Here is a 12,905-nt window from a genome sequence, read left to right as displayed (position 1 = left end):
CACACGCGCGCGTGCGGCACAATGTCCGTGCCCGCAGGCCCCCACAAGCGACGGAACGGCGTGATGAGCAAGACGACCCCGGCAAGCGCAAGCCGCCCCTCCGATCACGATCGCGAGCGGGGCGGAACGGACGCGGACGCCCCGCGCGGTGTCGGCGGGAGCCGTGCGTTCGCGCTGCTTCTGGTGATCACGGGGGCGGCGGGGCTGCTGGCGGCGTGGGTGATCACGCTGGACAAGTTCAAGCTGCTCGAGGACCCGGACTTCACGCCGGGCTGCAGCCTGAACCCGGTCGTGTCCTGCGGCAACATCATGAAGAGCGAGCAGGCCTCCGTCTTCGGCTTCCCGAACCCGATGCTGGGCATCGCCGCGTACGCCGTCGTGATCTGTGTCGGGATGAGCCTGCTCGGCCGGGCGCGCTTCCCGCGCTGGTACTGGCTGACGCTGAACGCGGGCACGCTGTTCGGGGTGGGGTTCTGCACCTGGCTGCAGTACCAGTCGCTGTACGAGATCAACTCGCTGTGCCTGTGGTGCTGCCTGGCCTGGGTCGCCACGATCGTCATGTTCTGGTACGTGACCTCGTTCAACGTCCGCAACGGCTTGTTGCCCGCGCCCTCCTGGCTGCGCACGTTCTTCTCCGAGTTCACCTGGGTGCTCCCGGTCCTGCACGTCGGCATCATCGGGATGCTCATTCTCACGCGCTGGTGGGAGTTCTGGACCAGCTGAGAGACAGCGCCGACGGCGTTGTCAGAGGGCTGACGTAGGGTTCGAAGCGTGGAGCCCGACCTGTTCACCGCAGCTGCCGAGGACCGCCAGGAGAGGGACCCTTCGACAAGTCCCCTGGCCGTCCGGATGCGCCCGCGCACCCTCGAAGAAGTAGTCGGCCAGCAGCATCTGCTGAAGCAGGGCTCGCCCCTGCGGAGGCTGGTGGGCGAGGGCGGGGGAGGACCGGCGGGACCCTCGTCGGTGTTCCTGTGGGGGCCGCCGGGCATCGGCAAGACGACCCTCGCGTACGTGGTCTCCAAGGCCACCAACAAACGCTTCGTGGAGCTCTCCGCGATCACCGCCGGCGTCAAGGAAGTCCGCGCGGTCATCGACGGGGCGCGCAGGGCGATGGGCGGCCACGGCAAGGAGACCGTCCTCTTCCTGGACGAGATCCACCGCTTCAGCAAGGCCCAGCAGGACTCGCTGCTTCCCGCCGTCGAGAACCGCTGGGTGACGCTGATCGCCGCGACGACCGAGAACCCGTACTTCTCGATCATCTCCCCGCTCCTGTCCCGCTCCCTGCTCCTCACCCTCGAACCGCTCACGGACGACGACCTGCGCGGTCTGCTGCGCCGGGCGCTCGCCGAGGAGCGGGGCCTCGGCGGCGCGGTGGAGCTGCCCGGGGACGCCGAGGAGCACATCCTGCGGATCTCGGGCGGCGACGCCCGGCGCGCGCTCACCGCCCTGGAGGCAGGCGCGGGCTCGGCACTCGCCAAGGGCGAGAAGGAGATCACCCTCCAGACCCTGGAGGAGTCGGTCGACCGCGCGGCCGTGAAGTACGACCGCGACGGCGACCAGCACTACGACGTCGCGAGCGCCCTCATCAAGTCCATCCGCGGTTCGGACGTGGACGCCGCCCTGCACTACCTGGCCCGGATGATCGAGGCGGGCGAGGACCCCCGCTTCATCGCGCGCCGCCTGATGATCTCCGCCAGCGAGGACATCGGCCTCGCCGACCCCACGGCCCTGCCCACGGCGGTCGCCGCCGCCCAGGCCGTCGCCATGATCGGCTTCCCGGAGGCCGCGCTCACCCTCAGCCACGCGACGATCGCCCTCGCCCTGGCCCCGAAGTCGAACGCCGCGACGATCGCCATCCAGTCAGCCCAGGCCGACGTCCGCGCGGGACTCGCCGGCCCCGTGCCGCCCCACCTGCGCGACGGGCACTACAAGGGAGCGGCCAAGCTCGGCCACGCCCAGGGCTATGTGTATCCGCACGACGTACCGGGCGCGATCGCCGCCCAGCAGTACGCACCGGACACCGTCGCCGCCAAGCGCTACTACCAACCCACGCGCTATGGAGCCGAGGCGCGGTACGCGGACGTGGTCGAGCGGGTCCGCGAGCGCCTCAAGGGCGAGTAGCCCCGCGGCGCCCGGCGGGCGGGCCCCGGCGCCCCCGCCTACGCTCGGCGCCATGGGCACAGCAGCCGGACCGCGCGCGGGGGCCGCCCTGCTCGTCGCCGCCACCACCGTCGCCGTCCTCGCCGCGGCCTGCACGCCACCGCGGCAGGAGCAGCGCGGGGCGGCCACCGCGGTCCCCCTCACGAGCCCCGGCTTTCCGCCCACCGCCGCCCAGGCCCGCGACCAGCTCGCCCGCCTCACCGTCGCCCGGGGCAAGAACTGGCAGACGTACCAGCGCTCCGCGTTCGGCGACGGCTGGTCCGACGACACCGACGCCCCCGGCGGCCGCAACGGCTGCGACACCCGTGACGACGTCCTGCGACGCGACCTGAAGGACCTGCGCGAGGGCGACCGCAACCCCTGCGTGGTGCTCTCCGGCGTCCTGCACGACCCCTACACCGGCAAGCAGCTGCCGTACTCCTACCGCCGCGCCTCGCAGATCCAGACCGACCACGTCGTCGCGCTCGGTGCGGCCTGGCGGGCCGGAGCCTGGTCCTGGACGGCGCGGAAGCGGCTCACGTACGCCAATGACCTGGACGTCCTGCTCGCCGCGGACAAAGAGACGAACTACACGAAGAGCAGCAAGACCCCCGACAAGTGGAAACCGCCGCGCAAGGAATACTGGTGCGAGTACGGTCGCCGCTGGACCGGGATCAAGACCAAGTACGAGCTCACGGTCACGGCCCCCGAGAAGCTGGCCCTCCAGGACCTCCTGGCGACCTGTGACCGAGCCAGCGGCTGAACCTGTGGCTGAGCCCGCGGCTGAGGCACCCCCCGCCACCCGGTACACTTGCCCGAAGTGCTGCGTCCCGTGTCCGGTCTCGTACCGGCACCACCAGAACGGGACATCCAGCCGGAGCCCCGGACCTCACCGTCCGGGAATCTCCAGGAGCGTCGCGCACCGTCGAAGGTGTCGCGGGCAGCCCACCACCATCCCGTACTCCGGGAAACGGTCGGTGGGCCACTCGCGTGCTGCACGTATGTGCCCAGACCAGGGAGCGGCTGCCCGCCGGATCCAGCGTCACCGGATCCGATGGGTTTCCCAGGCTGCGGATGCGACCTCCCCTAACCCTGGTGAAGCCGATTTCACACTGAACAGAGAGGTTGGTTCATGACGAACCAGTCCCGCCCCAAGGTCAAGAAGTCGCGTGCCCTCGGCATCGCGCTGACCCCGAAGGCCGTCAAGTACTTCGAGGCCCGCCCCTACCCGCCGGGCGAGCACGGCCGTGGGCGCAAGCAGAACTCGGACTACAAGGTCCGTCTGCTCGAGAAGCAGCGTCTGCGCGCGCAGTACGACATCAGCGAGAAGCAGATGGCCCGTGCGTACGACCGCGCCAAGAAGGCCGAAGGCAAGACCGGCGAGGCCCTGGTCATCGAGCTCGAGCGCCGTCTCGACGCCCTGATCCTGCGTTCGGGCATCGCCCGCACGATCTACCAGGCCCGTCAGATGGTCAGCCACGGCCACATCGAGGTCAACGGCGGCAAGGTCGACAAGCCGTCGTTCCGCGTCCGTCCCGACGACGTCGTGATGGTCCGCGAGCGCAGCCGCGAGAAGCCGCTGTTCCAGGTCTCCCGCGAGGGCGGCTTCGCCCCCGACGGCGAGATCCCGCGTTACCTCCAGGTCAACCTGAAGGCCCTGGCCTTCCGCCTGGACCGTGACCCGAACCGCAAGGAGATCCCCGTGATCTGCGACGAGCAGCTCGTCGTCGAGTACTACGCCCGCTGACCCGGACGTAGCTCTCCCTGCTTCAGCCCGTCGCCCGTCCTTCCTTCGTGGAGGGGCGGGCGGCGGGTTTTCGCGTTCCCCCCGGCGTTCGTGCGCAGGGCCCGCGACACCGCCGCGTCCGCGGTCAGCCGCGCTCCGGCGGCCCGGCACTCCTCGTAATGCGCGTTGCCCAGCTGCTCGCGGGCCTGCGCCTCGCACAGCGCGTGCGGCCCGCCGAAGTTCCCCGAGCCGAACAGCGGCAGCCCCACCGAGGGCCAGATGCGCGACGCGGCGCCCTGGAGGACCGCGGCCTCGGCGGGATCGCCCTCCACCGCGGTGAACAGGGCGAGCAGCTCGATCGCCAGCACCGTGCCGAGCAGGTCGTTGAAGGCGTGGTCCAGGGCAAGGCACCGCATGACCAGGTCACGGGCGGTCGCGGGCTCGCCGCGCGTCCAGGCCGCGAAGCCGAGCACATAGAGGGCGTACGCGAGAGTCCAGCGCTCGCCGTGGTCCTCGCAGACCTGGCGCACGTCCTCGCAGAGCACGACCGCGTCGGCGATCTCGCCGCGGAAGGCCAGCGCCATCGCCAGCTCGACCTGGCCCATCAGGACATTGCTGTTGAGCTCGCCGATCTCGTGGTACTGGTCGAGGGCCGAACGCAGCAGCGACTCGGCCCGCTCCATGTCGTCGGTCAGGAGCGCGAGGCAGCCGATGCGGTGCACGGCGTACGCGTTCGCGATGGCGCTGCCGGTACGTTCCGCCTCGTCCTTGCACTCCTGCAGCGCGGCGAGCGCGGCGACCGTGTCGCCCTGGAGGACCGCGACATAGCCGAGCACCCACAGCGCCTTGAGCCGGGAGTCGTCGTGGCCGCCGTCCAGTTCGAGCGCACGGTCCAGCCAGTGCCGTCCCTCCGCGAGCCGCCCGCAGCCCACCCAGTAGAACCACAGGCTGCCCGCCAGATACTGCCCCAGGTGCGTCTCGTCCGGCTCGGTCAGGCAGTACTCCAGGGCGCCCCGCAGATTGGGCAGTTCGCAGTCGACGAGCTCGGCGACCCGCGCCTGGCGCGGCGAGAACCAGTCCAGCTCGCACCAGGTCGCGAGCCCCATGTACCAGTCTCGGTGCCGGCGCCGCATCCGCGCGGCGTCCCCGGTCGCCTCCAGCCAGTCGGCGCCGTACGCCCGGACCGTGTCGAGCATGCGGTAGCGCACGCCCGTCGGCCCTTCCTCGCGGGTCACGACGGACTGGGCGAGCAGTTCGCCCAGTACGTCGAGCACGTCGTCGGCGTGCAGTCCTTCGCCGCTGCAGATGTACTCGACCGCCTCCAGGTCGAAGGGGCCGCAGAACACCGAGAGCCGCGACCACAGCAGGCGCTCGCCCGTCGTGCACAGCTCATGGCTCCAGCCGATGGCCGTACGCAGGGTCTGGTGCCGCGGCGGCACATCGCGCCGGGTCCCGGTGAGCAGCGCGAAGCGGTCGTCGAGGCGGGAGAGCAGCTGCGCGGGGGAGAGCGCCCGCAGCCGGCCCGCCGCCAGCTCGACGGCCAGCGGGATCCCGTCCAGGCGGCGGCACAGCTCCGTCACGTCGGCTTCGTTGCCCTCGTCCAGGGCGAACCCCGGCAGCCCCGCCGCCGCACGGTCGGCGAACAGCGCCGCCGCGTCCGGTGTGGGCAGCGGCGCGAGCGGGAAGATCTGCTCGCCGCCGGTGTCGAGGGGCCGGCGCCCCACCGCGAGCACGCGAAGGCCCGGACAGCGGTGCAGCAGATCCCGCACCAGCGAGGAGCACGCCTCCACCAGATACTCGAACCCGTCGACGACGAGGAGGACTTCCCGCTCCGCGAGATGGTCGACGATCACCCTGCGCGGCGTGCGGTGGGTGTGATCCGTCAGACGCAGCGCGTCGGCGACCGCGTGCTCCACCAGATCCGGGTCACGGACCGCCGAGAGCTCCACCAGCCAGACGCCGTCCCGCGGCATCTGGTCGGCTGCGGCCCGGACGGCGAGGCGCGACTTCCCGACACCCCCGACGCCGGTCACCGTGACCAGGCGTCCGTTCTCCAACGCGGCGGTGAGAGCGGCGAGTTCGGCGGTGCGTCCCACGAAGGCGTTGAGTTCCAGGGGGAGATTGCCGGGCCCTGGAGCCTGTACGGGGGTGCTGTGCCGGTGGTCGCCCCAGCGCTGATCGCGTCGCATGAGATACGCAGCGTACCGATGCGTAAGCGGTCCGTACAATCACTTGGGGTAACTCCCGTGATCGAACGCGGTAATGCGGTGCGGAGCCTTCGCCCCGGCGCGATAGGGTCGGGGGACGACTTTTCGATGTTCAGGGCCGATGTTCAGGGAGCGGTGCGCAGTGTCGGGTGGAGAGGTGGCCGGAATCCTGGTGGCCGTCTTCTGGGCGATCCTGGTCTCCTTCCTGGCCGTGGTGCTCGTGAGGCTGGCGCAGACGCTCAGGGCGACCACCAAGCTCGTCGCGGAAGTGACCGAGCAGGCCGTCCCGCTCCTCGCGGACGCCTCCACCGCGGTGCGCTCGGCGCAGACCCAGATCGAGCGGGTCGACGCCATCGCCTCGGACGTCCAGGAAGTCACGTCGAACGCGTCGGCGCTCTCCACGACGGTGGCCTCCACCTTCGGCGGGCCCCTCGTCAAGGTCGCCGCGTTCGGTTACGGAGTGCGCAGGGCCCTGGGCCGCAAGGCCGGACCCCCAGCAGACAATGTGCCACCGGCACCCGCCCGACGTACCGTGATCGTGGGGCGCACGGTCCCCTCCGCGCGGCGGCGGGGCAAGCGGAAGAAGGACTGACGCAGCGATGTTCCGCCGTACGTTCTGGTTCACCGCGGGCGCCGCAGCCGGTGTGTGGGCCACCACCAAGGTCAACCGCAAGATCAAGCAGCTGACCCCCGAAAGCCTCGCGGCGCAGGCCGCGAACAAGGCGGTCGAGGCGGGTCACAAGCTCAAGGACTTCGCTCTCGACGTCCGCGACGGCATGGCCCAGCGCGAAGCCGAACTGGGCGAGGCCCTCGGCCTCGAGGCCCCGGTCGACCCCGAACTTCCGGGGCAGCGCCGGGTGGTCGTGGCCATCGAGAACGGCAAGACCAGCAAGACCGACAAGAACACGCAGGGCAAGTACCTCTCGAACTCGAAGTACTCGTACAACCGGAATGAGGACCACTGATGGAGTCGGCCGAGATTCGCCGCCGCTGGCTGAGCTTCTTCGAGGAGCGCGGGCACACCGTCGTCCCTTCGGCGTCGCTCATCGCGGACGACCCGACTCTGCTCCTCGTCCCCGCGGGCATGGTGCCCTTCAAGCCCTACTTCCTGGGTGAGGTCAAGCCGCCGTTCTCGCGCGCCACGAGCGTGCAGAAGTGCGTGCGCACGCCCGACATCGAAGAGGTCGGCAAGACCACGCGGCACGGCACGTTCTTCCAGATGTGCGGCAACTTCTCCTTCGGCGACTACTTCAAGGAAGGCGCCATCACGTACGCCTGGGAGCTGCTCACCAGCTCCGTGGCGGACGGCGGCTACGGCCTGGACCCCGAGCGCCTGTGGGTGACGGTCTACCTCGACGACGACGAGGCCGAGACCATCTGGCGCGAGAAGGTGGGCGTCCCCGCCGAGCGCATCCAGCGCCTGGGCAAGAAGGACAACTACTGGTCCATGGGCGTCCCCGGACCCTGCGGCCCCTGCTCCGAGATCAACTACGACCGCGGCCCCGAGTTCGGCGTCGAGGGCGGCCCGGCCGTCAACGACGAGCGCTACGTGGAGATCTGGAACCTGGTCTTCATGCAGTACGAGCGCGGCGAGGGCACCTCGAAGGAGGACTTCGAGATCCTCGGCGAGCTGCCCAGCAAGAACATCGACACCGGCCTCGGTCTCGAGCGTCTCGCCATGATCCTGCAGGGCGTACAGAACATGTACGAGACCGACACCCTGCGCGTCGTCATGGACACGGCCACCGAACTGACCGGCGTGCGGTACGGCGCCGAGCAGGGCTCGGACGTCTCCCTGCGCGTGGTCGCCGACCACATGCGCACGTCCGTGATGCTCATCGGCGACGGCGTCACGCCGGGCAACGAAGGCCGTGGCTATGTGCTGCGCCGCATCATGCGCCGCGCCATCCGCAACATGCGCCTGATGGGTGCCACGGGCCCGGTCGTCTCCGAGCTCGTCGACACGGTCATCAAGTCGATGGGCGAGCAGTACCCCGAGCTCCAGACCGACCGCAAGCGCATCGAGACCGTCGCGCTCGCCGAAGAGGCCGCCTTCCTCAAGGCCCTCAAGGGCGGCACGAACATCCTCGACACCGCCGTCACCGAGACCAAGGCCGCCGGCGGCAAGGTCCTCTCCGGCGACAAGGCGTTCCTGCTGCACGACACGTGGGGCTTCCCGATCGACCTCACCCTGGAGATGGCCGCCGAACAGGGCCTGACCGTGGACGAGGACGGCTTCCGGCGCCTGATGAAGGAGCAGCGGGAGCGCGCCAAGGCCGACGCCCAGGCCAAGAAGACCGGCCACGCCGACCTGCACGCCTACCGCGAGATCGCGGACGCCTCCGGCGCCACGGACTTCACCGGCTACACCCTCACCGAGAACGAGGCCTCGATCGTCGGCCTCCTGGTCAACGGCGTCTCCTCGCCCGCCGCCCGCGAGGGCGACGAGGTCGAGGTCGTCCTCGACCGCACCCCCTTCTACGCCGAGGGCGGCGGCCAGATCGGCGACACCGGCCGGATCCGTCTGGACAACGGCGCGGTCGTCGAGATCCGTGACGTGCAGAAGCCGGTCCCCGGCGTGCACGTCCACAAGGGTGTCGTCCAGGTCGGCGAGATCACCGTCGGCGCCCCGGTGTGGGCCTCGATCGACGCGCGCCGCCGCACGGCCATCGCCCGCGCCCACTCCGCCACGCACCTCACGCACCAGGCGCTGCGCGACGCGCTCGGCCCGACGGCCGCCCAGGCCGGTTCCGAGAACCAGCCGGGCCGCTTCCGCTTCGACTTCGGCTCCCCGTCGGCCGTGCCCACGGCCGTCATGACGGACGTCGAGCAGCGGATCAACGAAGTGCTCTCGCACGAGCTGGACGTGCAGGCCGAGGTCATGTCGATCGACGACGCCAAGAAGCAGGGCGCCATCGCCGAGTTCGGCGAGAAGTACGGCGAGCGGGTCCGCGTGGTCACCATCGGCGACTTCTCCAAGGAGCTGTGCGGCGGCACGCACGTGCACAACACCTCCCAGCTGGGTCTGGTGAAGCTGCTCGGCGAGTCGTCCATCGGTTCGGGCGTGCGCCGCATCGAGGCGCTGGTCGGCGTCGACGCGTACAACTTCCTCGCCAAGGAGCACACGGTCGTCGCCCAGCTCCAGGAGCTGGTCAAGGGTCGTCCCGAGGAGCTGCCCGAGAAGATCTCCGCCATGCTCGGCAAGCTGAAGGACGCCGAGAAGGAGATCGAGAAGTTCCGCGCCGAGAAGGTCCTCGCGGCCGCCGCCGGTCTCGTCGACCAGGCCAAGGACGTACGGGGCGTCGCCCTGGTCACCGGCCAGGTGCCGGACGGCACGGGCGCCGACGACCTGCGCAAGCTGGTCCTGGACGTGCGCCACCGCATCCCCGGCGACCGTCCGGCCGTCGTGGCTCTGTTCACCACGGCCAACGGTCGCCCGCTGACGGTCATCGCCACGAACGAAGCCGCACGCGAGCGCGGTCTCAAGGCCGGTGACCTGGTCCGTACGGCCGCCAAGACCCTCGGCGGCGGTGGCGGCGGCAAGCCGGACGTCGCCCAGGGCGGCGGCCAGAACGCCGCGGCCATCGGTGACGCCATGGCCGCCGTCGAGCGCCTCGTGGCAGAGACGGCCTGATGTCCGACTCCGACGGCGGCATGCGCCGGGGCCGGCGCCTGGCCATCGACGTCGGCGATGCCCGGATCGGGGTCGCCTCGTGCGACCCCGACGGGATCCTCGCCACGCCGGTGGAGACGGTTCCGGGGCGTGATGTCCCGGCCGCCCAGCGCCGGTTGAAGCAGCTCGTCGACGAGTACGAACCGATCGAGATCGTCGTCGGTCTCCCTCGCTCCCTCAACGGGGGCGAGGGCCCGGCGGCCGCCAAGATCCGCGTGTTCGTCCAGGACCTCGCCCGCATGGTGGCCCCCATTTCGGTGAGGCTCGTGGACGAGAGGATGACCACAGTGACGGCCAGTCAGGGACTGCGTGCCTCGGGCGTGAAGTCCAAAAAGGGCAGGTCTGTCATCGATCAGGCGGCGGCCGTCATCATCCTGCAGCAGGCTCTGGAGTCCGAACGGGCGTCAGGCAGGCCGCCGGGTGAGGGCGTCGAAGTGGTCATCTGATCGCGATACGGTAACGTTCCGCGCGATGCGGCGGTGTTCGAACAGCTGCCGCACAGCATCAAGAGGCGGAACGGTTGCCCGACCACTCAGACGGCGGCCCCGCCTCGCGGCTTGTAGGGGATCGATGACTGAGTATGGCCGGGGCCCTGGCTCCGAACCGTGGCATCCGGAGGACCCGTTGTACGGGGACGGCGGATGGGGAGGACAGCAGGCCTCCGCCGGTCCGTCCTCCTACGGCGGCCAGGGGCAGTACCACCCTCAGCAGCCGCAGCAGGCGCAGTACGACGACTGGAGTACGGGCTCCCAGCAGGGCTACGGCCAGCAGCAGTACGGCGGACACCCTGGTCAGCAGCAGTACGACCCCGGTCACGGCCAGCAGTACAACGGCGGTCCCGAACAGCAGTACAACAGCGGCTGGGACACGGGCCAGCACGGCCAGGCCGCGTACGCCGCCGACCCGTCGGACCCCTACGGCAACCAGCCCGGCGGCTACGGCGCGGAGAGCCCGGACTACTACGGCACCCCCGACGCGTACCCCCCGCCGGAGCCGCCGTCGCGCCGCCGCTCCGACCCCGAGCCGCAGCAGGACTGGGATCCGGGACCGGACCAGGGCGAGCACGCCTTCTTCTCCGGCGCCGACGACGACGAGGACGAGTACGACGACGAGCCGCCGGGGCGCCGGGGCGGTCGCGGTGACCGTCGTGGCGGCCGGGGCGGCAAGAAACCCAAGAAGCGCAGGAGCGGCTGCGCGTGCCTGGTCGTGACGCTGGTCTTCGCCGGCGGTCTCGGCGGGGTCGGCTATTTCGGCTATCAGTTCTACCAGGACCGATTCGGTACGGCGCCGGATTACGCGGGCGAGGGATCGGGTCTCGCGACCGTCGACATCCCCAAGGGCGCGGGCGGTTATACGATCGGCCAGAAGCTCAAAGACGCCGGGGTCGTCAAGAGCGTCGACGCTTTTGTCTCCGCGCAGGCGCAGAATCCCAAGGGCGAAACCATTCAGGAGGGCGTCTACGTCCTCAAGAAGGAAATGTCCGCCAAGAGCGCGGTCGAACTCATGCTCAGCCCGAAGAGCCGCAATAACCTCATCATTCCCGAGGGCAAGCGGAACTCGTGGGTCTACAAGGAGATCGATACGCGTCTGGAGCTCAAGAAGGGCACCACCGAGGGGATCGCCAAGAAAGAATGGAAATCCCTCGGCCTTCCTGACTGGGCGAACACCAACAAGGACATCAAGGATCCGCTCGAAGGCTTCCTTTACCCCTCCAGCTACCCGGTCGCCAAGGGCCAGAAGCCGGAGACCGTCCTCAAGAAGATGGTCGCCCACTCGACCGCGAAGTACGACGAGTTGGGCCTCAAGTCGAAGGCCGCTCAGCTGAACCTGAAGGATCCGCTCCAGGTGCTCACGGTGGCGAGCCTGGTCCAGGCCGAAGGCAAGTACAAGCACGACTTCGACAAGGTCGCGACGGTCGTCTACAACCGCCTCAAGCCGAACAACACCGAGACCTACGGGCTTCTCGACTTCGACTCGACGGTGAACTACGCCAAGGCCGAGAGCACCTTGGAAACCGGCACGGTCGACGATCTGCGCAAGTTCAACGACCCGTACAACACGTACAAGATCAAGGGCCTGCCTCCCGGCCCGATCGGCAACCCCGGGGACGAGGCGCTCAACTCCGCGCTCAATCCGGCCAAGGGGAACTGGTACTACTTCGTCTCCATCAACGCGGACAAGACGCTGTTCGCCGAGACGAACGAGGAACACGAGCGCAACCGTCAGAAGTACCTCGAGGAACAGAAGAAGAATTCCGGCTGATGAGCATCGAGCGCCGAGCCGCAGTCCTCGGCTCACCCATCGCCCACTCCCTCTCCCCGGTGCTGCACCGCGCCGCATACGGGGAGCTGGGCCTGGTCGACTGGACGTACGACCTGTTCGACGTCGACGAGGCGGCCCTGCCCGGGTTCCTGAAGGGCCTCGGCCCCGAGTGGGCCGGGCTCTCGCTGACGATGCCGCTCAAGCGCGCGGTGATCCCCCTGCTCGACGAGATCAGCGGGACCGCCGCGTCCGTCGAGGCGGTCAACACCGTCGTCTTCAAGGACGACGGCCGCCGCGTCGGCGATAACACCGACATCCCCGGCATGGTCGCCGCCCTGCGGGAACGCGGCATCGAGCAGGTCGAGACCGCGGCGATCCTCGGCGCGGGCGCCACCGCGTCGTCCGCCCTGGCCGCGCTCGCCCGGATCTGCACGGGCGAGGTCGTCGCGTTCGTACGGAGCAAGGCGCGCGCCGACGAGATGCGGCAGTGGGGCGAGCGGCTCGACGTGGAGGTGCGCACGGAGGACTGGGCGGACGCCGAGCAGGCGCTGAGCGCGCCGCTGGTGATCGCCACGACGCCGGCGGGCGCCACCGACGCCCTCTCGGCCGCCGTGCCCGCGCTGCCCACGACCCTCTTCGACGTGCTGTACGACCCGTGGCCCACCGCTCTGGCGGCCCGCTGGTCGATGTACGGCGGAGCCGTCGTCAGCGGGCTCGACCTCCTCGTGCACCAGGCGGTGCTGCAGGTCGAGCAGATGACCGGGCGCTCGCCCGCGCCGCTGACCGCCATGCGCAAGGCGGGGGAGCACGCGCTGGCCGCGCGCTGAGACGTCCGCTTTGTGGACCGGAGGCCAGGTCCGGCGCCCCGACGTGGGAGGATCAGGGTGGCGGGCCAGGG

At 70.0% G+C, this 12,905-nt stretch carries 11 protein-coding genes; 10 read left to right on the top strand and 1 reads right to left on the bottom strand.

Annotated elements, in window-relative coordinates; all coding sequences use genetic code 11:
- The first annotated feature begins 63 nt into the window (after window positions 1-63).
- The 4 genes from ABZ906_RS41550 to rpsD all read left to right on the top strand — a co-directional run bounded on the left by ABZ906_RS41550 (window position 64) and on the right by rpsD (window position 3,886).
- The gene (locus ABZ906_RS41550) at window positions 64-723 is read left to right on the top strand and encodes a vitamin K epoxide reductase family protein (protein WP_361192559.1); all 660 of its coding nucleotides are present in this window, start codon (window positions 64-66) and stop codon (window positions 721-723) included.
- A 48-nt stretch (window positions 724-771) separates the two neighbouring features.
- The gene (locus tag ABZ906_RS41545; protein WP_361192557.1) at window positions 772-2,121 is read left to right on the top strand and encodes a replication-associated recombination protein A; all 1,350 of its coding nucleotides are present in this window, start codon (window positions 772-774) and stop codon (window positions 2,119-2,121) included.
- 52 nt (window positions 2,122-2,173) lie between these two features.
- Window positions 2,174-2,902 (top strand): HNH endonuclease family protein, encoded by a 729-nt coding sequence (locus ABZ906_RS41540; protein WP_361391739.1) that lies wholly within the window; start codon window positions 2,174-2,176, stop codon window positions 2,900-2,902.
- Between the two features lie 369 nt (window positions 2,903-3,271).
- A complete protein-coding gene (rpsD, locus tag ABZ906_RS41535) occupies window positions 3,272-3,886 on the top strand; it encodes a 30S ribosomal protein S4 (protein ID WP_361192551.1) in 615 nt (204 codons plus the stop codon).
- Here rpsD and ABZ906_RS41530 read toward each other — a convergent pair.
- Window positions 3,874-6,054, bottom strand: coding sequence for an AAA family ATPase (locus ABZ906_RS41530; protein ID WP_361391736.1), 2,181 nt, complete (start codon window positions 6,052-6,054; stop codon window positions 3,874-3,876). The two genes, rpsD and ABZ906_RS41530, sit on opposite strands and share 13 nt — an antisense overlap.
- A gap of 160 nt (window positions 6,055-6,214) precedes the next feature.
- On the opposite strand from ABZ906_RS41530, the gene ABZ906_RS41525 reads away from it, so the two are divergent.
- The 6 genes from ABZ906_RS41525 (at window position 6,215) to ABZ906_RS41500 (ending at window position 12,834) form a co-directional block, all read left to right on the top strand.
- Window positions 6,215-6,664 carry a DUF948 domain-containing protein gene (locus ABZ906_RS41525; RefSeq protein ID WP_361192546.1) on the top strand — a complete coding sequence of 150 codons (450 nt, stop codon included), beginning with the start codon at window positions 6,215-6,217 and terminating at the stop codon, window positions 6,662-6,664.
- A 7-nt stretch (window positions 6,665-6,671) separates the two neighbouring features.
- A complete protein-coding gene (locus tag ABZ906_RS41520; protein ID WP_361192543.1) occupies window positions 6,672-7,037 on the top strand; it encodes a DUF6167 family protein in 366 nt (121 codons plus the stop codon).
- The gene (gene alaS / locus ABZ906_RS41515) at window positions 7,037-9,706 is read left to right on the top strand and encodes an alanine--tRNA ligase (protein WP_361391733.1); all 2,670 of its coding nucleotides are present in this window, start codon (window positions 7,037-7,039) and stop codon (window positions 9,704-9,706) included. The genes ABZ906_RS41520 and alaS overlap by 1 nt, the downstream gene beginning before the upstream one ends.
- The gene (gene ruvX, locus ABZ906_RS41510) at window positions 9,706-10,191 is read left to right on the top strand and encodes a Holliday junction resolvase RuvX (RefSeq protein WP_361192538.1); all 486 of its coding nucleotides are present in this window, start codon (window positions 9,706-9,708) and stop codon (window positions 10,189-10,191) included. Before alaS ends, ruvX begins: the two co-directional genes overlap by 1 nt.
- A gap of 124 nt (window positions 10,192-10,315) precedes the next feature.
- Window positions 10,316-12,007, top strand: coding sequence for an endolytic transglycosylase MltG (gene mltG, locus ABZ906_RS41505; RefSeq protein WP_361391730.1), 1,692 nt, complete (start codon window positions 10,316-10,318; stop codon window positions 12,005-12,007).
- Window positions 12,007-12,834, top strand: a complete 828-nt coding sequence (locus ABZ906_RS41500) for a shikimate dehydrogenase (RefSeq protein ID WP_361391727.1) — start codon at window positions 12,007-12,009, stop codon at window positions 12,832-12,834. Before mltG ends, ABZ906_RS41500 begins: the two co-directional genes overlap by 1 nt.
- Window positions 12,835-12,905 lie beyond the last annotated feature (71 nt).

This window comes from Streptomyces sp. NPDC046925, assembly GCF_040644915.1.
In the GTDB taxonomy this organism is placed as follows: domain Bacteria; phylum Actinomycetota; class Actinomycetes; order Streptomycetales; family Streptomycetaceae; genus Streptomyces.
This window is presented reverse-complemented; position numbering and strand designations above follow the sequence as displayed.

What these genes read in the sequence shown, in the direction of transcription:
- ABZ906_RS41550 (WP_361192559.1), top strand. Translation starts at nt 64, where the DNA reads ATGAGCAAGACGACCCCGGCAAGCGCAAGCCGCCCCTCCGATCACGAT.
- ABZ906_RS41540 (WP_361391739.1), top strand. Translation starts at nt 2,174, where the DNA reads ATGGGCACAGCAGCCGGACCGCGCGCGGGGGCCGCCCTGCTCGTCGCC.
- rpsD (WP_361192551.1), top strand. Translation starts at nt 3,272, where the DNA reads ATGACGAACCAGTCCCGCCCCAAGGTCAAGAAGTCGCGTGCCCTCGGC.
- ABZ906_RS41530 (WP_361391736.1), bottom strand. Translation starts at nt 6,054, where the DNA reads ATGCGACGCGATCAGCGCTGGGGCGACCACCGGCACAGCACCCCCGTA.
- ABZ906_RS41520 (WP_361192543.1), top strand. Translation starts at nt 6,672, where the DNA reads ATGTTCCGCCGTACGTTCTGGTTCACCGCGGGCGCCGCAGCCGGTGTG.
- alaS (WP_361391733.1), top strand. Translation starts at nt 7,037, where the DNA reads ATGGAGTCGGCCGAGATTCGCCGCCGCTGGCTGAGCTTCTTCGAGGAG.
- ruvX (WP_361192538.1), top strand. Translation starts at nt 9,706, where the DNA reads ATGTCCGACTCCGACGGCGGCATGCGCCGGGGCCGGCGCCTGGCCATC.
- mltG (WP_361391730.1), top strand. Translation starts at nt 10,316, where the DNA reads ATGACTGAGTATGGCCGGGGCCCTGGCTCCGAACCGTGGCATCCGGAG.
- ABZ906_RS41500 (WP_361391727.1), top strand. Translation starts at nt 12,007, where the DNA reads ATGAGCATCGAGCGCCGAGCCGCAGTCCTCGGCTCACCCATCGCCCAC.